This window comes from Streptomyces sp. NPDC091649, from assembly GCF_044756785.1.
Taxonomy (GTDB): domain Bacteria; phylum Actinomycetota; class Actinomycetes; order Streptomycetales; family Streptomycetaceae; genus Streptomyces.
In genome coordinates, this window is sequence record NZ_JBIVTR010000018.1 from 126,968 (window position 1) to 147,232 (window position 20,265).

Sequence of the window (20,265 nt, forward strand, 5' to 3'; positions counted from 1 at the left end):
ATGTCTGCCGCCGCCCCGTACTCCGGCACCTCCCCGATACGACGGTCCGTCGCCGCCGCGCTCCTCGCCGCGCTGGTCAGCCTGGTGTTCGGGCTGCTGCTGGCCGGCGCGGGCCCGGCGTCCGCGCACGCCGCCCTCACCGGGAGCGATCCGCAGGACGGGGCGGTGGTGGACACCGCGCCCGAGGAGGTCACCCTCAGCTTCTCCGAGACCATCGCCGTGGGCGACGACTCCATCCGGGTCCTCGACCCCAGCGGCAAGCGCGCGGACACCGAGGCCGGACCGCGCGACCTGTCGGCGGGCGGCACCGTCCGGTACGGCGTCGCACTCCACTCCGGACTGCCGGACGGCACCTACACGGTGGCCTGGCAGGCCGTCTCCGCCGACAGCCATCCGATCTCCGGCGCCTTCACGTTCTCCATCGGGGCCCCGTCCGAGACCACGGTGGCCGTGCCCTCCCGGGCGGCCGGCGGCGGCCCGGTCGGCCTCGTCTACGACATCGCGCGCTACGCCGCGTACGGCGGATTCGTCGTGCTCGTCGGCGGCAGCGCGTTCGTCCTGACCTGCTGGCGGCGCGGCGCGGCCGTGCCGCCGATGCAGCGGCTCGTGGTCCGGGGCTGGCTCACGCTGACCGCGGCGACCCTGGCGATGCTGCTGCTGCGCCACCCGTACACCGGCAGCGGCAAGTTCGCCGACGCCTTCGACCTCACCGGGCTCCAGTCCGTCCTGGACACCAAGCCCGGCGCCGCCCTCGTCTCCCGGCTGCTGCTGCTCGGGGCCGCCGCCCTGTTCATCGCCGTACTGTTCGGCACATACGCCCAGCGCGAGGACGAGCAGGAGAAAAAGGACCTCACCTTCGGCCTCGCCGTCGGGGGCGGAGTGGTCGCGGCGGGCATCGCCGCCACCTGGGCGATGTCCGAGCACGCCTCGACCGGCATCCAGACGGGCATCGCCATGCCGGTGGACGTCCTGCACCTGCTGGCCGTCGCCGCCTGGCTGGGCGGACTCGCCGCGCTCCTGATGGCGCTGTACCGCGCCCCGGACATCGGGAGCGCCGCGGTCCGGCGCTTCTCCGCGGTCGCGTTCGTCAGTGTCGTGGTCCTGGCGGCGACCGGGGTCTACCAGTCCTGGCGGCAGGTCGGCTCCTGGTCGGCGCTGACCGGGACACGCTACGGGCAGCTGCTGATCCTGAAGGTGGCGCTGATCGCCGTCCTGCTCGCCGTCGCCTGGTTCTCCCGGCGCTGGACGGGACGGCTGACGGACACCGCCGCCTCCACCTCCGCCTCCGCCGCCGCCTCCGCCTCCGCCTCCGCGAAGAATGGGGAGGAGAACGAAGCGGCGGAGAACGCCGGGGCCGAAGAGGACGCCGCACCGTCGTCGGTGGAGGCATCCGACGGCGTCGCCCCCGAGCGTGCCGCGCAACTGGCCCGTCAGCGGGCCCTCCTGACCGCGACGAAGAAGAAGCGGATACGGGACGCCGACCCGGAGCGCTCCGGGCTGCGCCGCTCGGTCCTGGCAGAGGCCACCGTCGCCGTCGTCCTGCTGGCCGTCACCACCATGCTGACGTCCACCGAACCGGGGCGCACGGAGGAGGAGGCCGCGGGCGGTGCCACGGCGGCGACCGCACCCGCCGCGGGCGGCCCGGTCAACCTGAGCATGCCGTTCGACACCGGCGGCCGGAACGGCAAGGGCACCGTCCGTGTCGACCTCGAACCCGGCCGCACCGGCTCCAACGATCTGCACGTGTGGATCGACGGCAGCGACGGCGAGCCCATGGACGTCCCCGAGCTGAGACTGGCCCTCACCCTGGAGGCGAAGGACATCGGCCCGCTGCCGGTCGTGCCGGACCGGCTGGCCGAGGGGCACTGGTCGGCGAGCGGGGTACGGATCCCGATGGCCGGGGACTGGAAGGTCGACGTGACAGTGCGGACGTCGGACATCGACCAGGTCACCATCAACGAGAACGCGAAGATCGGCTGAGCACGGTGAGCAAGACCAAGAAGCAGGCCCCGGACGAGACCGCTATCACCGGCTCTCCGGGCAGCGGCACCAGCGGCTCCTCGGGGCACGACAGCACCGGCGGCCCCGGCGTATCGCGGCGGCGGCTGCTGGGCACGGCGGGTGCCGCGGGCGCCACGGGACTGGTGCTGGGCGCCGGGGGCGGGGCCGCCGGATATGCCGCCACCCGCCCGGAGGAACCGGTCGCGCTGACGACGGTCGGGGCGACCGAGGCGATGTTTCACGGGAAACATCAACCGGGGATCACCACTCCGCTTCAGGCCAGGGGCCATCTCGTCGCCTTCGACCTGGCGGCGGGCGCGGGGCGCAAGGAAGCGGCGGCGCTGCTGCGCCGCTGGTCAGCCGTGGCGACGGAGCTGATGGCGGGCCGCCCCTCGACGGGCGGGACGGACGGCCCCGGGCACGACACCGGGATCGCCCTGGACGCGGGGCCCTCGTCCCTGACCGTCACCTTCGGCTTCGGCCGTACGTTCTTCGCGCGTACGGGTCTGACCGACCGCCTGCCCGCCGCGCTCGACCCGCTGCCCGCGTTCTCCGCCGACGCCCTCGACGCCAAGCGCTCGAACGGCGACCTGTGGGTGCAGATCGGCGCGGACGACGCGCTGGTCGCCTTCCACGCGCTACGGGCCGTCCAGAAGGAGGGCGCGGGCACCGTACGGGTGCGGTGGCAGATGAACGGCTTCAACCGCACGCCCGGCGCCACGGCCCGTCCGATGACCGCCCGCAACCTGATGGGCCAGATCGACGGGACCGGCAACCCGAAGCCGACCGACGAGGACTTCGACCGGCGCGTCTTCGTCCCGGCGTCCCCCGGAAAGCCGCAGGAGTGGATGGAGGGCGGTTCGTACGCCGTCGTCCGCCGGATCAGGATGCTCCTGGACGACTGGGAGAAGCTTCCGGTGGACCGCCAGGAGCGGGTCATCGGGCGGCGCAAGGCGGACGGGGCGCCCCTGAGTGGGGGGACCGAGACGACCGAGATGGACCTCGACAAGTCGGGTCCGGACGGCAGGCTCGTGATCCCCGACAACGCCCACGCCCGGATCTCCTCGCCCGAGAAGAACGGCGGGGCCGCCATGCTGCGTCGTCCGTTCTCGTACCACGACGGCATCGCGGAGGACGGTGCTCCGGATGCCGGGCTCCTCTTCATCTGCTGGCAGGCGGACCCGTTCCGCGGGTTCGTGCCGGTGCAGCGCAAGCTCGACCGGGGCGACGCGCTGTCGCCGTTCCTCCGGCACGAGGCGAGCGGGGTTTTCGCGGTGCCGGGCGGGGCGGCGGAGGGCGAGTACGTGGGACAGCGGCTTCTGGAGTCGTAGGAACCCGCGCGGCCCGTCGCGGCCCGCGCACCCACTCCCGACCGCATTCCGAGACAGCGCGGCGCACCTCACGGGGCGCATTAGGGTGACCGTATGTCAGCCACGCGCTACGCCTATCTCGGCCCCGAGGGCACCTTCACCGAGGTCGCCCTCCGCACGCTCCCGGAAGCCGCCACCCGGGAACTCGTCCCGATGGTGTCGGTGCCGGCCGCCCTGGACGCCGTACGCGGCGGCGAGGCCGCGGCGGCGCTCGTGCCGATCGAGAACTCCGTCGAGGGCGGCATCACCGCGACGCTGGACGAGCTGGCCGGCGGGGAACCGCTGATGATCTACCGCGAGGTGCTGCTCTCCATCACCTTCGCGCTCCTGGTGCGGCCCGGGACCAAGCTGTCGGACATCAAGACGGTCACCGCGCACCCGGCCGCCCAGCCGCAGGTGCGCAACTGGATGGCGGCCCACCTCCCGGGGGCCCTGTGGGAGTCGGCGGCGTCCAACGCGGACGGGGCACGGCTGGTCCAGGAGGGGCGGTACGACGCCGCGTTCGCCGGGGAGTTCGCCGCCGCCACCTACGGCCTGGAGCCGCTGGTGACGGAGATCCACGACGCGGAGAACGCCCAGACCCGCTTCGTCCTGGTGGGCCGGCCCGCCCGGCCCTCCGCACCGACGGGTGCCGACAAGACGTCCGTGGTGATCTGGCTGGGCGACGACCATCCCGGCGCCCTGTTGGAGCTGCTCCAGGAGTTCGCCGTGCGCGGTGTCAACCTGATGCTGATCCAGTCCCGTCCCACCGGCCAGGGCATCGGGAACTACTGCTTCGCCGTGGACGCCGAGGGACACATCGCGGACCGGCGGGTCGGCGAGGCCCTGATGGGACTGAAGCGGATCAGTCCGAAGGTGCGGTTCCTCGGCTCGTACCCGAGGGCGGGTGTCTCCCCGGACGAGGTACGGCCGCTGCGAGCGGGCACCTCGGACGCCGCGTTCACGGAAGCCTCCGACTGGCTGGCCCGCAGCCAGGACGGCCGGATCTGACGGAGACGCGGGAGAGCTCCTGTGTGCAGCCCCTGGGGGCTTCCGCGCGCTCCGCAGCAGTGCGATCTACAGATAGTCACGCACTCCGGAGAGTTATCCACAGGCAACCCCTCGACCTGGGGACAAGTCGACACGCCAATACGACATCGTCGACAAATCAACCCAGTCACCCCGGAGCCGTCCACAGCGGCACGAGGCGGCACGAGGCGCCCGCGTCCCTTCAATTCTCTTGATCAACCCATTGGGCCGACGAATTCCCACCCGAACGAGCACGCCGAAGGGGTTTGGGCGGGGATTGCGCGGCACTTCGTCCGAGTTCCGGAACAATGCCCTCCGGCATCCACAGAACTTCCACACAGCCTGTGGATAACTATTCCGAAAACTAACCCCCTGTGGACAACGTCGACCGACCCGCCCCCAACTACCGCCCCGCTCAAGGCCGGTGCGTCAAGGCGGGCCGCACCTTCTGCCCTGTTCAGGGGAGTCAACCGCCACTATCGCCCCCACCCCGCTCTCCGATCCCAACGCCACCCGCGATTCCCCCTCAGGAATATCAATCCCGGCAATTCGGTCATAGTGACACGCTCGGCAATATCGGTTCGAGTGCGAGAACCGCGCACCGGTAGCCTGGAGGGGTGATTGACCTTCGCCAGCTCCGTGAGGACCCCGACCGTGTTCGCGCCTCCCAGCGCGCCCGTGGAGAGGACGTCGCCCTCGTCGACGCCCTGCTCTCCGCCGACGAGCTGCGCAGGTCGTCCGGCGTCCGCTTCGACGAACTCCGCGCCGAACAGAAGTCGCTCGGCAAGCTGATCCCCAAGGCCACCCCCGAGGAGCGCGCCGAACTCCTCAAGAAGGCCGAACAGCTCAAGGCCGACGTCAGGGCCGCCGACGCCGCCCAGGACGAGGCCGACGCGGAAGCCAAGCGGCTGCTTCTCCAGCTCGGCAACATCGTCCATGAGGACGTGCCGGTCGGCGGCGAGGAGGACTTCGTCGTCCTGGAGACGCACGGCACCGTCCGGGACTTCGGCGCCGAGGGCTTCGAGCCCAAGGACCACCTGGAACTCGGCGAGGCGCTCGGCGCCATCGACATGGAGCGCGGGGCCAAGGTCTCCGGCTCGCGCTTCTACTACCTCACCGGCGTCGGCGCGCTCCTGGAGCTCGCCCTCGTCAACGCGGCGATCGCACAGGCCACCGAGGCCGGCTTCGTACCGATGCTGACCCCCGCGCTGGTCCGCCCCCGCGCCATGGAGGGCACCGGCTTCCTCGGCCAGGCGTCGGAGAACGTGTACCACCTGGAGAAGGACGACTACTACCTGGTCGGCACCTCCGAGGTCCCCCTCGCCGCGTACCACATGGACGAGATCATCGACGCCGACAAGCTGCCCCTGCGGTACGCCGGGTTCTCCCCGTGCTTCCGCCGCGAGGCCGGCACGTACGGCAAGGACACCCGCGGCATCTTCCGCGTTCACCAGTTCGACAAGGTCGAGATGTTCTCGTACGTCGACCCGGCCGACGCCGAGGCCGAGCACCGCAGGCTCCTGGACTGGGAGAAGCAGTGGCTCACCGGTCTCGAACTGCCCTTCCAGGTGATCGACGTCGCCACCGGTGACCTCGGCGCCTCGGCCTCGCGCAAGTTCGACTGCGAGGCGTGGATCCCGACCCAGGGGAAGTACCGCGAGCTGACCTCGGCCTCGAACTGCGACGGCTTCCAGGCCCGCCGCCTGTCCGTCCGGATGCGCGAGGGCAAGAAGGTCCAGCCGCTGGCCACGCTGAACGGCACGCTCTGCGCCGTACCGCGCACGATCGTGGCGATCCTGGAGAACCACCAGCTCCCCGACGGTTCGGTCCGGGTGCCCGAGGTGCTCCGTCCGTACCTGGGCGGGCGCGAGGTCCTGGAACCGGTCGCCAAGTGACCTTCCCCTACAAGCTCGTCGCGACCGACCTCGACGGCACGCTCCTGCGCGAGGACGACACGGTCTCCGAGCGCACCCGCGATGCCCTGGCCGCCGCCACGGCGGCCGGCGCCGCGCACATCATCGTCACCGGACGCGCGGTCCCCTGGACCCGGCACATCCTGGACGACCTCGGTTACGAGGGGCTCGCGGTCTGCGGTCAGGGCGCGCAGGTCTACCACGCGGGCGAGCACAAGCTGCTCACCTCCCTGACCCTGGACCGGCAGCTCGCCGGTCTCGCGCTGTCCAAGATCGAGGCGGAGGTCGGTCCGCTGCACCTGGCGGCCAGCCGCGACGGGCTGGACGGCGAGGTCCTGGTGGGCCCCGGCTACCGGGTGCAGGAGGGGCCGCTGCCGTACGTCTTCGTGGACGACGCCGCCGAGATGTGGACCGCCCCTCTCAACAAGGTCTACATACAGCATCCGGAGCTGGACGACGACGCGCTGGCCTTCGCCGCGCGGGCGGCCGTGGGCAGCCTGGTCGACGTGGTCATGGCCGGGGCCGGGGTGGTCGAGATCCTGCCGCTGGGCCTGAGCAAGGCGACCGGCCTCTCGCTGGCCGCCCGCCGGCTCGGCGTGAAGGCGGCCGACACGATCGCCTTCGGCGACATGCCGAACGACATCCCGATGTTCGGCTGGGCCCACCACGGCGTGGCCATGGCCAACGCCCACGACGACCTCAAGGCCGTCGCCCACGAGATCACCGCGTCCAACGAGAACGACGGCATCGCGCTGGTGCTGGAGGAACTGCTCCGCGCGGCACCCGTGCAGTAGGACGCCCACCTGGCAGCTCGACAGCGGCCCGGCACCGTTTCCCGCGGTCCCGGGCCGCCGGTCTCAGCGCTGCCCGCTACGGCGGCGCAGATCCTTCAGCTGCCGGGCGAAGGAGTCCAGCCGTCCGTCCAGGCGCGCGACGTCCTGCCGCACATCGGTGAGCCGCAGGCTCATCGCCCCGACCACCTGGTGCGTCAGCTCCACCTTGCGGTCCAGACTGTCGAGCCGCTCCGACATGCGCACCAGCACCGGCCCCAGCTCCTGCAGCGCACTGCCGACGCCGGTGAGGCAGCTCTCGATGCGCGTGACGCGCCGGTCGAGGGAGGCGTACTGCGTGCGCAGCGACTCCTCGGCGTCGAGGAGGTACGTACGCACATCGGGCGATGTCGCTGTCGCGAAGAAGCATGGCGATGTTGAGGACCGTGCGGTGGGTGTAAAGGGTCAACTGCGTCGCCGCCTGTGGATAACTTTCCACTCCCGCCCCCTCCCATAGGGACAACATGTCCCTATGGAAGAGACGCAGCTCAGAGCCTCGCAGCAGAATGAGACCGTTCTCCTCGACCTCCGCCCGGTGCCGCTGGGTCACCTTCTTCACGGCCTCTGTGGATACTTCGAAGTAGCGAGCCACGTCCTCTGTGCGAACGTGAATTCCGTCCGGGAGCATGACCAGGCTCTTCACCTTGTCGAGGACGTCGACGCGCCCCATCTGCTCCCCGCGCAGCGCGCGCGATTCGAGCAGGGCGACTTCCGAGGGCATGGGTGTGCCTTTCGTACGAGGGAATGACGAGGACGGCCCACACCCCGGGCTTCAGGGGTGGAGGACGCTCACGGTTGCCACTCACTCGACGACCGGTCCGGTGGGCTGGGCCTCACCCGGTGCCGGCATTCCCCGATCTCACGATCGCTACGACGCCACGGATTCCAGTTGCCTCCACGCAGCCTGCCCAACGACCCGATAAACGTACGGTCACGCGCACATCTGTCTGCTCATACGACGACCCCCGCCCATGTCCGAAAGGGCGGGGGTCGTCGACGCGCGCGGAGGCTCAGGCCGGAAGGCTCACTCCTCGCCCGCCAGCTTCAGCGCCCGCAGCTTCTGGCCGGCGTACCAGGTGGCGACGACCGTGACCGCGACCAGCAGGACCGTGGCGAGCGGCAGCCCGACCTCCGAGGTCACCGCGCCCTCGCCCGCGACCTTCTGGGCGACAGCCAGGGACCACTGCTGGACGCTGAGCGTCCGCGCACCGGCCACCAGGCTGCCGAAGAGGGCCTCCCAGACCAGGGCGTAGACCAGGCCGAGGACGACCGCGTGCCGGCTGACCGTGCCGAGCAGCAGGAACAGCGCGCTGTACGCGATCGAGGCGACCAGCGCCGCGATCGTGTAGGCGATGGCGATCTGCTGGCCGTTGCCATTGAGGATCAGGCCCGCGAGGAACGTCGGCAGCGCGGAGAACACCATGGTCACCGCGATGGCCACGATCAGCTTGGTGAAGATGATCGTGGGCCGCTTCACGGGCTTGGAGAGCAGGTAGACGATCGAGCCGTCGTCGATCTCGGGGCCGATCGCCCCGGTGCCCGCGATCACGCCGATCAGCGGCACCATCGTGGCGATGGCGAAGCCGCCGAGGACGTTCGCGGCGACCTGGTCATCGGCTCCGGCGAACATGCGCACGGCGGCCGCGATCATCAGCAGCAGTGCGGGCAGGACGAACAGGATGGCGGCCCGGCGCCGGCCGAGCAGGGCCCGGTAGGTGAGCCGGGCGACTGTGGGGTCGTACATGACGGTGCACAGCTCCTTTCAGGCCACTACTCAGGCCGCTACGAGGTAGGAAAAGACCGATTCGAGGGACTCGTCGGACGGTGAGACGGTGAGCAGCCGGATGCCCTGCTCACGGGCCACCCTCGGCAGCAGTTCGGTGAACCGCCCGAAGTCGACGGCCTGGATGCGCAGCGCCTTCTCGGTCAGGTCGACCTCGATGCCCGCCGTGGACGGGTCGGCGATCAGCGCGGCCGCCAGGGCCCGGTCGTCGCTGGAGCGGACCAGGTAGCGGTGCGGCCGGTCCGTCATCAGCCGGCGGATCCTCCGGAAGTCGCCGGACGCGGCGTGCCGGCCCGCCACGACCACCTCGATGTGCGAGGCCAGCTGCTCGACCTCTTCGAGGATGTGGGAGGAGAACAGGACCGTGCGTCCCTCGTCCCCCATCCGCCGCAGCAGTTCCATCAGCTGCATCCGCTGGCGCGGGTCCATCCCGTTGAACGGCTCGTCCAGGAGCAGCACCGAGGGCTCGTGGACCAGCGCGGACGCCATCTTCACCCGCTGGCGCATCCCCTTGCTGTACGTGGAGATCTTGCGGTCCTGCGCGTACTCCATCTGGACCGTGGCGAGCGCCTTCCGCGCCTCGGCCCCGCCCAGGCCGTGGAGTTCGGCGTTGGCGACGACGAACTCCCTGCCGGTGAGGAAGTCGTACATCCCCTCCCGCTCCGGGACGATGCCGATCTCCTTGTAGACCGCCTCGTTGCGCCAGATCGGCCGGCCGTCGAGCGTGACCTTCCCCGTCGAGGGGGCGAGGAATCCGCCCATCATGTTGATGAGGGTGGACTTTCCGGCTCCGTTCGGGCCGAGGAGTCCGGTGACGCCGGGCGCCACGGTCATGGAGACGTCGTTGACGGCGACCACGTTGCCGAACCAGCGCGAGGTGTGGTCGATCTCGATGGTGGTCACAGCCCGACCTTCCGGTAGCGGCGCATGAGGACGGCGTACGAGCCGGCGACGAGCGCGAGAACAACGAGCAGGTAGACCACGCCGGTCCCGGCCCCCGGGCCTTCCCCTCCGGGGAAGGCGGAGGTCGCGCCGAGGAACGCGGTCTGGACGCCGTCGATCAGCGTGATCGGCGAGAACAGGCCGAGCCACTGCACGGCCCCGTCCGAACCGGTCTCCCAGGCGATGGCCTGGACCGTGGAGACGGCGCCGTAGGTGATGGTCAGGAGGGCGATCACCGCGGCGACGCCGAAGCCGCGACGGGGGGTCAGGGCGGCCATCACGAGGCCGAGCCCGGCGAACAGCACGGACAGCAGCGCCACCGACACCAGCCCCTGGCCGAACCACTTGGTCTGATCGGCGAAGTCGAACTTCGCGAGCAGCGAGCCGACATAGAGGACGAGCAGCGGCGCACCGGTGAGGATGAAGAGCGCGGAGGCGGTGGCGGCGAACTTCGCCAGCACGTAGTCGGCTCGCTCGATGGGCCGCGAGAAGTACAGGGGGACGCTTTTGAAGCGGAGGTCCCTGGATACCGCCTGCGGTGCCTGGGCGGCGATGAAGAGGCCGATGACGGCCTGGAGGTAGATCGCGTACGAGGTGTACTCGACCACCAGCTTGGTGCTGTCCGGCGCGGCCATGGAGACCGCCACCAGGATTGCCGCGACCAGCGCCATCACGCCGAACAGCAGCATGGGCAGCACCTTGGACTTGGCGGAACGGCCCAGTCCGAAGGAGCCCCGCAGGGTCTGCGAGAACAGGGAGCGGCGGGCGTAGGCCCGGCCGAGCCGCGGTCCGTCGTAGGAGCGGTAGCCGATGTTGTGGATGCGGGAGGCGTCGCGCCCGGCCGCGGTCCCGGTCTCAGTGCTCATCGCGACCGCTTCCCTTCTGCTGTACGGCCCCGGCGGTGGCGGCCGCGGCCGGGGCGGTGTGCGCCGCGTCCTGTTCGGTACGGAAGACCTCGGCGATGTGGTGGCGGCGCTGCTCCATGCGGACCAGGCCGAGCCCGAGCCCGGCGACGCTGTCGCGGACCAGGTCGTACGTGTCCTCCCCCACCGCCTCGATCAGCAGGATGTGGCCCGCGCCCGGCAGCCCCTCGGTGTCGATCCCGTCGTGGCCGATGAGCGTGACCCCGGCGTCGGTGAGGACCGTGCGCAGCGCGCCGGTGCCGTCGGGGTGGGCGTCGCTGTCGGTCACCTCGACCGCGAGGGTCGCGGTGGTCTGGGTGAAGTCGCTGGTGGAGCTGGAGCGCAGGAGGGTTCCGCCGTCGATGACGACCACGTGGTCGCAGGTGCGTTCCAGCTCGCCCAGGAGGTGCGAGGTCACCAGCACGGAGATGCCGAAGTCGGTGTGGATCCGGCGGATCAGGCCGAGCATCTCGTCACGGCCGACGGGGTCCAGGCCGTTGGTCGGCTCGTCGAGCAGGACCAGCTGAGGGTCGTGGACCAGGGCCTGGGCCAGCTTCACCCGCTGTTTCATGCCGGTCGAATAGCCGCCGATCGGGCGGTAGCGCTCCTCGTAGAGGCCGACGTGGCGCAGGGTGTCCGCGGTGCGCTCCCGGGCGGCCGTCGGCGGGAGTCCCGACATACGAGCCATGTGCACGACGAACTCGGTGGCCGAGACGTCGGGCGGCAGGCAGTCGTGCTCGGGCATGTACCCCACCCGTTCCCGGATGGCGGCCCCGCTGGTCGCTACGTCGAGCCCGAGCACTGCGGCCCGGCCCTCGGTGGCGGGGGAGAGACCCAGCAGGATCTTGATCAGTGTGGACTTGCCGGCTCCGTTGGAACCCACCAGACCGGTCACACCCGGTCCGATGTCCAACGTGAGCCGGTCGAGTGCGGTCACCCGGGGGAACCGCATGCTCAGGGCTTCGGTAGCGATAACGGCTGTCACGGAAACGACGTTAGTGGCGCGGACCACAGGGGTCGTCAGCCCTGACGGCTGGATCCGGGTCAGACTCCAGGCGTACGCGCCCGTAGGGGACTGCGTGCGGGCCGGTGCCCGAACCCCGGGACGGGGAGCGTCCGCGCCGTTGTCCACAGGCGGCCGACCGGGGTTGTCCACAGGCGGTGCAGCCCCCTTGACGCAGCCGTTGGACATTGTCACATTCATCAGTGTCACGTTACGGACGCGTACCGCACACGGCAGGGAACGGACGGTGGCATGACCGGCATCACTTCGGCAGTGCGGCACCAAAAGGCCCCGGAGCTGCGGGGGTTCAGGGAGGTCCAGCGGCTGGCCTACGCCTGCGCGGAGGCGGTCGCCGGTCAGCTGCGGTCGGGGGTGACCGAGCGCGAGGCGGCCCGGATGCAGCGCGGGTGGCTGCGCGAGCGCGGTGTGCGGGACTGGTTCCACCTCCCGTTCGCCTGGTTCGGGGACCGTACGGCGTTCGCCGGGTTCAAGGTGCCCCTGCAGTTCTTCCCGACCGACCGGAGGCTGGAGCCGGGCATGCCCTTCATCCTCGACATGGCCCCGGTGTACCAGGGGTTCACGGCCGACGTCGGGTATGCGGGGTGCCTCGGCCTCAATCCGCTGCACGACAGGCTGCTGGCCGATCTGGAGGCCCACCGCGAGCTGATCCTGCGGGAGGTGCGCGAGCGCCGTTCGCTGCGCGAGATCTACGAGGACGTCGAACGCCTCATGACCGCACAGGGATACGCGAACCGGCACCGGGCCTACCCCTTCGGCGTGATCGCCCACAAGGTCGACCGCGTTCCCGAAGGCCGTTGGTCGCCGACGGTGTTCGGATTCGGCGCCCGGTCGCTCAGAGGGCTGGTGAGTGACGCCCTGCACGGCCATCGGGACGGCTGGTCACCGCTGTGGAGCCCCTACCGCTTCTCCGACCACCCGCCGCGGCCGGGCCTGTGGGCGGTCGAACCCCACCTCGGATTCCGGGGTACGGGCGCGAAGTTCGAGGAGATCCTGGTCGTCACCGACTCCAGGGATCCGGAGCAGAGCGCCTTCTGGCTGGACGACGATCTGCCGCACGTGCGGCGCTGGGCCGAGGAGAAGGTGGCGGCGTGAATCTGTCCCAAGCGCGTGAGCGACGCGTGTCCACAGGCGGCGTCGAGCTGTGCGTCGCCGAGCTGGGCGACGCGGGCCGGCCGACCGTGGTGCTGGTCCACGGCTATCCGGACAGCAAGGAGGTCTGGTCGAAGGTCGCCGTGCGACTGGCGGAACACTGGCACGTGGTGCTGTACGACGTGCGGGGGCACGGCCGGTCCACCGCCCCGAAACCGCTGCGCGGCGGCTTCACCCTGGAGAAGCTGACCGACGACTTCCTCGCCGTGATCGACACGGTCAGCCCGGACCGGCCGGTGCACGTCGTGGGTCACGACTGGGGGTCCGTCCAGGCGTGGGAGTTCGTCACGGTCGCCCGGACCGAGGGCCGGATCGCCTCCTTCACCTCGATGTCGGGGCCGTCCCTGGACCACTTCGGGCACTGGATCAAGCGCCGGATGACCCGCCCCACCCCGCGCCGGGTCGGCCAGCTCCTCGGCCAGGGCGCGAAATCCTGGTACGTGTACATGCTCCACACCCCGGTCCTGCCGGAGCTCGCCTGGCGCGGGCCGCTCGGGAAGCGGTGGCCCCGGATCCTGGAGCGGCTGGAGCGGGTGCCCGCGGACGACTACCCCACCGCCTCCCTGCCCGACGACGCGGCACACGGCGCCTGGCTCTACCGCGACAACGTCCGCGCCCGGCTGCGCAGGCCCCGCGCGGACGCCTACGCCCACGCGCCGGTCCTGCTGATCACACCGACCGGGGACTCCTTCCTCTCCGAGCGGCTCTACGACGGTCTGGAGGACTGGGTCCCCGCGCTGGTACGCCGATCGCTGCCGGCCAAGCACTGGGTGCCCCGTACCCGGCCGGACCAGCTGGCCTCCTGGATCAACGAGTTCGTCACCGCGAACGAATCCGCCGGGCGGGACGGCGCACCCGTGCGGCAGCCCCTGGCGCAGGGCCCCTACGCACAGCGGTTCGGCGGTCAGCTGGTCCTGGTGACGGGGGCGGCCTCGGGGATCGGGCGGGCCACGGCGTTCGCGTTCGCCGAGGCGGGCGCCCGGGTCGTGGCCGTGGACCGGGACGCGGAGGGAGCAGCCCGGACCGCGGAGATGGCCCGGCTGATCGGAGCGCCGGCGGCCTGGGGCGAGACGGCCGACGTCGGTGACGAGGCCGCGATGGAGAAGCTCGCCGCCCGGGTCGCCGCCGAATACGGCATCGTCGACGTCCTGGTCAACAACGCCGGGATCGGACTCTCCGGTCCCTTCCTGGAGACCACGAGCGAGGAGTGGAAGAAGGTCCTCGACGTCAATCTGTGGGGGGTCGTCCACGGCTGCCGGATCTTCGGCAAGCAGATGGCGGACCGCGGCCAGGGCGGCCACATCGTCAACACGGCGTCGGCCGCCGCCTTCCAGCCCTCCCGAGCCCTGCCCGCGTACAGCACGTCCAAGGCGGCCGTGCTGATGCTCAGCGAATGCCTGCGCGCCGAGCTCGCGGAGAAGTCGATCGGGGTGAGCGCGATATGCCCCGGCATCGTCAACACGAACATCACCGCCACCGCGCGGTTCGCGGGGGCCGACACGGCGGAGGAGAAGCGGCTGCAAAAGCGCACGAGCAGGCTCTACGGGCGGCGCAACTATCCGCCTACGAGGGTCGCCGACGCGATCCTGCGGGCGGTCGTGCGCAACCAGGCCGTGGTACCGGTGACCCCGGAGGCGCGCGGCGCCCGGCTGCTGTCCCGGCTGAGCCCCGGGGCCCTTCGCTCCGTCGCCCGGCTCACGCCCCCGCTGTGACCGGGGCGGGGGCGGGGGCCGCCCAGTACCGGATCGAGGACCTGGCGCACGCCAGCGGGGCCACGGTTCGCACCATCCGCGCCTATCAGGACCGGGGGCTGCTGCCCACGCCCGAGCGGCGTGGACGGGCCAATGTCTACCGGGAGACCCATCTGGCCCGGCTGCGGCAGATCGCGGACCTGCTCGACCGCGGCTACACCCTGGCCAGCATCAAGGAGCTGCTGGAGGCGTGGGACGCGGGGCGCGGGCTCGGCGGGGTGCTGGGTCTCGTCGCGGAGGTGCACGGCCCGTGGACGGACGAGCAGGCCGACCGGATCAGCCGCCGGGAGCTGGACGCGAAGTTCGGCGGCCGGCAGGACGACGAGGCCGTCGCCGAGGCGGTGGAGCTCGGCATCCTGGAGCGCGTGCCCGGCCAGGTCGACGAGTTCCTCGTCCCCAGCCCGCAGGAGCTGGCTGTGGCCGTCGAGTTGCACGCCGCCGGGGTGCCGCTGTCCGCCATCTCCGGCCACCTGAGGGAGTTGCGCGGCCAGGTGGAGCACATAGCGTCCCGCTTCCTGGAGTTCACCACCGAGCACGTCTTCGCCCGCTACCTCGGTCATCGGCCGCCCACGGACGCCGATGCCGGCGAGGCGGCATCGCTGGTACGCCGCCTGAGGCCCCTCGCGCAGCAGACGGTGGACGCCGAACTGGCGCGTGCCATGCGGACGTTCGCCACCCGTCACCTGGACCACCACCTCGGCCCGAAGGGGGCCGAGACGGCCGAGGGAGCGAGCCGCCTCGTTCCCGTGCTGCTCCCGGCGCGCACGACTCGGGCCGTGCGCGCGCTGGTCGGTGCGGAGCGGGTGGCCGCCTTCGTGTCGGCGGCAGCCGAACGAGAGGTGCAGGCAAGGACCTTGGACGGCCTGGCGGCAACTCACGCGGAAGACAGCTGAATACGCGAAAGCCACTGAAGCCAGGTCGAGTTGTCCACAGAGCCGTCATCCAGCCTGTGGATAAGCCGTGTTGGCTGTGGATCAAACCTTGCGGAGGAGAAGACCCGAAGAATCACAGGAGAACGAAGAACGGACGGGGCGAAGCTCCGACGAGCCGAAATGCGGATGCGCCGACAAACTGACCGGGGGCACTCTGACGCCATGGACGAACGTCGCACCGTCAAGGTGTCCAAGTACCTCTCGAAACATCTGCGGCACCAGCCGGAACGCATCGGCCTCACCCTCGACGAGAACGGCTGGGTGCCGGTCGAGGAGCTGTTGGGCGCCGCGGCCCGGCACGGATTCGCCTTCTCCCGCGCCGAGCTGGACCACGCCGTCGCCGTCAACGACAAGCGCCGCTTCACCGTCGAGGGCGACCGCATCCGCGCCGACCAGGGCCACACCGTCGCCGTCGACCTGGATCTGCCGCCGGCCGAACCGCCCGCGTACCTCTACCACGGCACGGTCGCCCGGGCGATGGACGCGATCCGGGCCGAGGGACTGCGCCCCATGGCCCGCCACCACGTCCACCTGTCGCCGGACCGGGAGACGGCCACCCGGGTCGGCGCCCGCCGCGGCCGGCCCCTCGTCCTCACCGTGGACGCGGGCGCGATGCACCGCGACGGCCACGTCTTCCGGGTCAGCGCCAACGGCGTCTGGCTCGCCGACGCCGTACCCCCGCGGTTCCTGCGCCTGCGCGGCTGAGCGGGGCGCGTCCGAGGGCCTCGGGCCCTCCGGGGGCCTACGCCAGCTGTGCGGGCGCCTCCGTCGCGATGCGCTCGAAGACCTTCGGGTCGGTGGCGAAGTCCGAGTCCGGGATCGGTGCGTGGACGGCGATCTCGGTGAAGCCCAGTTCCGCGTGACGGCCGGCGAAGTCGACGAACGCGTCCACGGACTCCAGCGGCGCGTTGCGGTCCGGTGTGAAGCCGGTCAGCAGGACCCGGTCCAGCGCGGAGGCGTCCCGGCCGATCTCCGCGCAGGCCGCCGTGAGCTTCTCGTTCTGCGCCCGCAGGGCCGCCCGTGACTCCTCCGCGGTCCCGTTCTCGTACAGCTTGGGGTCGCCGGTCGTGACCCATGCCTGCCCGTGGCGGGCGGCGAGCTTCAGGCCGCGCGGCCCCGTCGCGGCGACCGCGAAGGGCAGCCGGGGGCGCTGGACGCAGCCGGGGATGTTGCGGGCCTCCTCGGCGGAGTAGTACGTGCCGCGCCCGGTCACCGCGTCCTCGGTGAGCAGCCGGTCCAGGAGGGCGACGAACTCGGCGAAACGGTCGGCCCGCTCACGCGGTGTCCAAGCCTCCTGGCCCAGGGCGGTGGCGTCGAAGCCGTTGCCGCCCGCGCCGATGCCGAGGGTGATACGGCCCCCCGAGATGTCGTCCAGGGAGATCAGCTCCTTGGCCAGCGTGACCGGGTGGCGGAAGTTCGGCGAGGTCACGAGGGTGCCCAGCCGCAGGCGGTCGGTGACGGTCGCCGCGGCGGTGAGCGTGGGCAGCGCACCGAACCACGGGCCGTCCCGGAAGGTCCGCCAGGACAGGTGGTCGTAGGTGTAGGCGGTGTGGAAGCCCAGTTCCTCCGCGCGCCGCCAGCGGTCGCGACCGCCCTCGTGCCAGCGGTGGACGGGAAGGATCACGGTGCTCAGGCGGGGACTCATGCCCCTGAGCCTACGACCGCGCGCCTGCCCGGCGGCCCCTCGATGGCGGTGGCATATGCCGGAGGAACGTTCCGCAGATCAGCGTCCTACGCACTCACATGTGCGCCCCTCCGCACGCCCGTGCACCTTCGTGGGCGAGAATGGCCGGGTGACCTCAGTGACCGATACGCCTCTTCCCGCCGCCACCCGGCTGATCGCCACCGACCTCGACGGCACCCTGCTGCGCGACGACAAGACGCTGTCCGCGCGCACGGTCGCGGCCCTGGCGGCGGCCGAGGAGGCCGGGATCGAGGTCTTCTTCGTCACCGGCAGGCCGACCCGCTGGATGGGCGTCGTACGCGATCACGTCCAGGGGCACTCCACGGCGATCTGCGCCAACGGTGCCGTGGTCACCGATCTGCGGACGGACGGCGAGCTGCTCACCGTACGCCCGCTGGACCGGGAGGCCGCCCTGCACGTCGTGCGTACCCTGCGCGAGGCGGCCCCCGGCACCTCCTTCGCCGTCGAGATGACCACCGGCATCAACTACGAACCGGCCTACCCGCCCTTCCACCTGGATCCGGGCGCCACGGTGGCCGTCGCCGAGAAGCTGCTGCACGAGGACGCCCCGGGAGCGGGCGCTCCGGTGCTGAAGCTGCTCGCCCACCACACCGAGCTGGCGCCCGACGCCTTCCTCTCCCTGGCTCGCTCGACGGCCGGCGACCGGGCCGCCATCACCCGGTCCAGCCCCTCCGCGCTCCTGGAGGTCAGCGGGTCCGGCGTCTCCAAGGCCACCACGCTCGCCGCCTGTTGTGCCGAACGCGGCATCTCGGCCGCCGAGGTGGTCGCCTTCGGCGACATGCCGAACGACATCGAGATGCTCAGCTGGGCCGGCGCCTCCTTCGCGATGGGCAACGCCCACCCGGACGCGCTGGCCGCCGCATCGGGCCGCACCGCCACCAATGAGGAGGACGGGGTGGCACTCGTCATCGAGCGGATCCTCGCCGCCCGCGCAGAGGCCCGCTGAAACCGTTCACCACACCGGCCCCGGGGGCGGGCCGCGGGATGCCGAGGGCCAGGCGGCGGGAGGCCGGCCACTGGACCGCAGGACGCCGGGCACCGCGGGGCGCCGGCCACTGAGCCGCGGGGCGCCGGGCACTGGACCGCGGGACGCCGGGCCGCAGCGCCCGGCCCGCTCGCACCACCAGTCCTGGCGGGCCCCCACCGCCGAGTCGAAGCGCACCGCGGGCCGCTGTCACAGCGGCGCTTCCCACACCACGGTCGTACCGCGGCCGTCCTCCCCGATCCCCGGGCCGATCCGACTCGATCCGCCCAGGGACTCCGCTCGGCGGGCCAGATTGCGCAGTCCGCTGCGGCGGCCGCCCTCCGGGACGCCCACCCCGTCGTCGGCGACCGAGAGCCGCACCGCCCCCCGCCCGTCCGGCAGGGCCACCGTCGCGTCGACGACCACGTCGATCAGCGACGCCCCCGCGTGCCGGAACGCGTTGGAGAGGGCCTCGCGCAACGCTGCGACCAGGTTCTTGCCGGTCAGCTCTCCGACGAGCGAGTCCACCGGCCCCAGGAAGCGGTGCGAGGGCCTGAAGCCGAGCGGGACGGCCGCCATGTTGATCTCCCGCAGTACGCGGGTGCGCAGCCCCGAGGGGGCTTCGGCCGGTTCCTGCTGGAGCGCGAAGATCGCCGTACGGATCTCCTGGATCGTCACGTCCAGCTCGTCGACCGCCCGGCCGACTCCGCTCCGCACTTCGGGCGCCACCGATCCGCGCTGGGCGCTCTCCAGCATCATCCCGGTGGCGAACAGCCGCTGGATGACCAGGTCGTGGAGGTCGCGGGCGATCCGGTCGCGGTCCTCGTACACCGCGAGGCGCTCCCGGTCGCGCTGTGCCTCGGCCATCATCAGCGCGAGCGCCGCCTGGGAGGCGAACTGGGTGGCGAGGGTCCGCTCCGTCTCCGTGAACGGACGCGCGCCCCGGGACCTGGGGGTGGCCAGCGCGCCGAGCACCCGGCCCCCGCTGTGGAGCGGCAGCATCATGCTGGGGCCGAACCGGTCGGCCAGCCTGGTGACCATCCGGCTGTCGGTGGCCGAGTCGTCGATGAACACCGCGTCGCCGGCGAGCAGTCGCGCCGCCACCGCGCTGCGGGGCGGGATGATCACGCCGAGCGAGGACGCGGGGTCGTCGGACGAGACGGCGACGATCTCCAGACCCCCTTCCTCGGTGGGCAGCAGCACGATCCCGGCGGCGGAGTCGGCGAGCCGGCGCGCCTGTTCGGCGACCACGGACAGCGCCTCGTCGGCGTCCCCGCCCGACAGCAGCGCCGTGGTGACCGCGACCGAACCGTCGATCCAGTGCTCCCGCTGCCGCGCCGCCTCGTACAGCCGGGCGTTGCCGATGGCGATCCCGGCCTCCGTGGCGAGCACCCGGACCATGTGGAGGTCGTAGTCGCTGAACTCCGCGCCCTCGCGCTTCTCGGCCAGATAGAGATTGCCGAAAACCTCCCCCTGGACCCGGATCGGCACCCCCACGAAGGTCCGCATCCGGGGGTGCCCGGCCGGGAATCCGGCTGAGCGGGGGTCGGTGGACAGGTCGGCCAGGCAGAGCGGGGCGGGCTCGTGGATCAGCGCGCCGAGCAGGCCCCGGTGGCCGTCCGGCCGTCTCCCGATCTCCTCGGCGACCTCCTGCGGTACGCCGTACGTCACGAAGTCCGAGAGCCCCTCGCCCAGCTCGTCGACGACGCCGATGGCGGCGTACCGGGCGTGGGCCAGTTCGGCGGCCGTCTCGCAGATCCGGTCCAGGGTGGAGTGCAGTTCCAGCCCCGCCCCGACGGAACGCATGGCCTCCAGGAGCTGCGGCACCCGGGCGGTCAGCTCGGTGGACAGCCCCTGAAGGCTGCGGGTGGCCCGAGTGGCGGCGTCGAGGGAGTCCTGCGGGTCGGGCTCTGCCATGGCCTGAGCCTAGTTAGTGCCGATAGGGGGCGAAAGTCGAGAATGCGCGGGATGGCCGGAAGAGGACCCGTCGT

The 20,265-nt window shown here is 71.6% G+C and carries 16 protein-coding genes and 1 pseudogene; 10 read left to right on the plus strand and 7 right to left on the minus strand.

The features are described 5' to 3' along the window. The 5 genes from ACIQMU_RS26110 to ACIQMU_RS26130 all read left to right on the plus strand — a co-directional run bounded on the left by ACIQMU_RS26110 (position 1) and on the right by ACIQMU_RS26130 (position 7,086). Positions 1-1,980, plus strand: a complete 1,980-nt coding sequence (locus ACIQMU_RS26110; RefSeq protein ID WP_402689822.1) for a copper resistance CopC/CopD family protein — start codon at positions 1-3, stop codon at positions 1,978-1,980. A 5-nt stretch (positions 1,981-1,985) separates the two neighbouring features. Next, positions 1,986-3,332 carry an iron uptake transporter deferrochelatase/peroxidase subunit gene (efeB, locus tag ACIQMU_RS26115; RefSeq protein ID WP_402689823.1) on the plus strand — a complete coding sequence of 449 codons (1,347 nt, stop codon included), beginning with the start codon at positions 1,986-1,988 and terminating at the stop codon, positions 3,330-3,332. Between the two features lie 93 nt (positions 3,333-3,425). Beyond that, entirely contained in the window at positions 3,426-4,361 is a 936-nt protein-coding gene (gene pheA / locus ACIQMU_RS26120) for a prephenate dehydratase (protein WP_352239160.1), read from the plus strand. A 635-nt stretch (positions 4,362-4,996) separates the two neighbouring features. Beyond that, positions 4,997-6,274, plus strand: coding sequence for a serine--tRNA ligase (serS, locus tag ACIQMU_RS26125; RefSeq protein ID WP_352239161.1), 1,278 nt, complete (start codon positions 4,997-4,999; stop codon positions 6,272-6,274). After that, positions 6,271-7,086, plus strand: a complete 816-nt coding sequence (locus tag ACIQMU_RS26130) for an HAD family hydrolase (protein ID WP_402689824.1) — start codon at positions 6,271-6,273, stop codon at positions 7,084-7,086. The genes serS and ACIQMU_RS26130 overlap by 4 nt, the downstream gene beginning before the upstream one ends. 63 nt (positions 7,087-7,149) lie before the next feature. Here the strand turns inward: ACIQMU_RS26130 and ACIQMU_RS26135 are convergent. The 5 genes and pseudogenes from ACIQMU_RS26135 to ACIQMU_RS26155 all read right to left on the minus strand — a co-directional run bounded on the left by ACIQMU_RS26135 (position 7,150) and on the right by ACIQMU_RS26155 (position 11,701). Beyond that, positions 7,150-7,843, minus strand: a pseudogene (locus ACIQMU_RS26135) (hypothetical protein). 303 nt (positions 7,844-8,146) lie between these two features. Further along, positions 8,147-8,866 carry an ABC transporter permease gene (locus ACIQMU_RS26140; RefSeq protein WP_352239164.1) on the minus strand — a complete coding sequence of 240 codons (720 nt, stop codon included), beginning with the start codon at positions 8,864-8,866 and terminating at the stop codon, positions 8,147-8,149. A 30-nt stretch (positions 8,867-8,896) separates the two neighbouring features. Beyond that, entirely contained in the window at positions 8,897-9,808 is a 912-nt protein-coding gene (locus ACIQMU_RS26145) for an ABC transporter ATP-binding protein (RefSeq protein ID WP_352239165.1), read from the minus strand. Further along, complete coding sequence (locus ACIQMU_RS26150; RefSeq protein ID WP_352239166.1) at positions 9,805-10,713, minus strand: ABC transporter permease; 909 nt, start codon at positions 10,711-10,713, stop codon at positions 9,805-9,807. The genes ACIQMU_RS26145 and ACIQMU_RS26150 overlap by 4 nt, the downstream gene beginning before the upstream one ends. Continuing rightward, the gene (locus ACIQMU_RS26155) at positions 10,703-11,701 is read right to left on the minus strand and encodes an ABC transporter ATP-binding protein (protein WP_352239423.1); all 999 of its coding nucleotides are present in this window, start codon (positions 11,699-11,701) and stop codon (positions 10,703-10,705) included. Before ACIQMU_RS26155 ends, ACIQMU_RS26150 begins: the two co-directional genes overlap by 11 nt. A 303-nt stretch (positions 11,702-12,004) precedes the next feature. Between ACIQMU_RS26155 and ACIQMU_RS26160 the strand changes: the two genes are divergently transcribed. The 4 genes from ACIQMU_RS26160 (at position 12,005) to ACIQMU_RS26175 (ending at position 16,310) form a co-directional block, all read left to right on the plus strand. Beyond that, entirely contained in the window at positions 12,005-12,865 is an 861-nt protein-coding gene (locus tag ACIQMU_RS26160; RefSeq protein ID WP_352239167.1) for a M24 family metallopeptidase, read from the plus strand. After that, entirely contained in the window at positions 12,862-14,634 is a 1,773-nt protein-coding gene (locus tag ACIQMU_RS26165; RefSeq protein ID WP_402689825.1) for an SDR family oxidoreductase, read from the plus strand. The genes ACIQMU_RS26160 and ACIQMU_RS26165 overlap by 4 nt, the downstream gene beginning before the upstream one ends. Further along, positions 14,631-15,566: a MerR family transcriptional regulator gene (locus ACIQMU_RS26170; protein ID WP_402689826.1), complete on the plus strand. Its 936-nt coding sequence runs from the start codon at positions 14,631-14,633 to the stop codon at positions 15,564-15,566. Before ACIQMU_RS26165 ends, ACIQMU_RS26170 begins: the two co-directional genes overlap by 4 nt. A 201-nt stretch (positions 15,567-15,767) precedes the next feature. Continuing rightward, complete coding sequence (locus ACIQMU_RS26175; RefSeq protein WP_352239170.1) at positions 15,768-16,310, plus strand: RNA 2'-phosphotransferase; 543 nt, start codon at positions 15,768-15,770, stop codon at positions 16,308-16,310. A 37-nt stretch (positions 16,311-16,347) separates the two neighbouring features. On the opposite strand, the gene ACIQMU_RS26180 is transcribed toward ACIQMU_RS26175, so the two are convergent. Next, complete coding sequence (locus tag ACIQMU_RS26180) at positions 16,348-17,250, minus strand: LLM class flavin-dependent oxidoreductase (RefSeq protein ID WP_402689827.1); 903 nt, start codon at positions 17,248-17,250, stop codon at positions 16,348-16,350. Between the two features lie 148 nt (positions 17,251-17,398). On the opposite strand from ACIQMU_RS26180, the gene ACIQMU_RS26185 reads away from it, so the two are divergent. Next, positions 17,399-18,256: an HAD family hydrolase gene (locus tag ACIQMU_RS26185; RefSeq protein WP_402689828.1), complete on the plus strand. Its 858-nt coding sequence runs from the start codon at positions 17,399-17,401 to the stop codon at positions 18,254-18,256. Between the two features lie 228 nt (positions 18,257-18,484). On the opposite strand, the gene ACIQMU_RS26190 is transcribed toward ACIQMU_RS26185, so the two are convergent. Then, complete coding sequence (locus ACIQMU_RS26190) at positions 18,485-20,191, minus strand: GAF domain-containing sensor histidine kinase (RefSeq protein WP_402689829.1); 1,707 nt, start codon at positions 20,189-20,191, stop codon at positions 18,485-18,487. Positions 20,192-20,265: the final 74 nt, after the last annotated feature.

Coding starts and splice junctions, on each gene's coding strand:
- ACIQMU_RS26150 (WP_352239166.1), bottom strand. CDS start 10,713: ATGAGCACTGAGACCGGGACCGCGGCCGGGCGCGACGCCTCCCGCATC.
- ACIQMU_RS26140 (WP_352239164.1), bottom strand. CDS start 8,866: ATGTACGACCCCACAGTCGCCCGGCTCACCTACCGGGCCCTGCTCGGC.
- ACIQMU_RS26155 (WP_352239423.1), bottom strand. CDS start 11,701: ATGCGGTTCCCCCGGGTGACCGCACTCGACCGGCTCACGTTGGACATC.
- ACIQMU_RS26110 (WP_402689822.1), top strand. CDS start 1: ATGTCTGCCGCCGCCCCGTACTCCGGCACCTCCCCGATACGACGGTCC.
- ACIQMU_RS26160 (WP_352239167.1), top strand. CDS start 12,005: ATGACCGGCATCACTTCGGCAGTGCGGCACCAAAAGGCCCCGGAGCTG.
- ACIQMU_RS26190 (WP_402689829.1), bottom strand. CDS start 20,191: ATGGCAGAGCCCGACCCGCAGGACTCCCTCGACGCCGCCACTCGGGCC.
- ACIQMU_RS26180 (WP_402689827.1), bottom strand. CDS start 17,250: ATGAGTCCCCGCCTGAGCACCGTGATCCTTCCCGTCCACCGCTGGCAC.
- ACIQMU_RS26175 (WP_352239170.1), top strand. CDS start 15,768: ATGGACGAACGTCGCACCGTCAAGGTGTCCAAGTACCTCTCGAAACAT.
- pheA (WP_352239160.1), top strand. CDS start 3,426: ATGTCAGCCACGCGCTACGCCTATCTCGGCCCCGAGGGCACCTTCACC.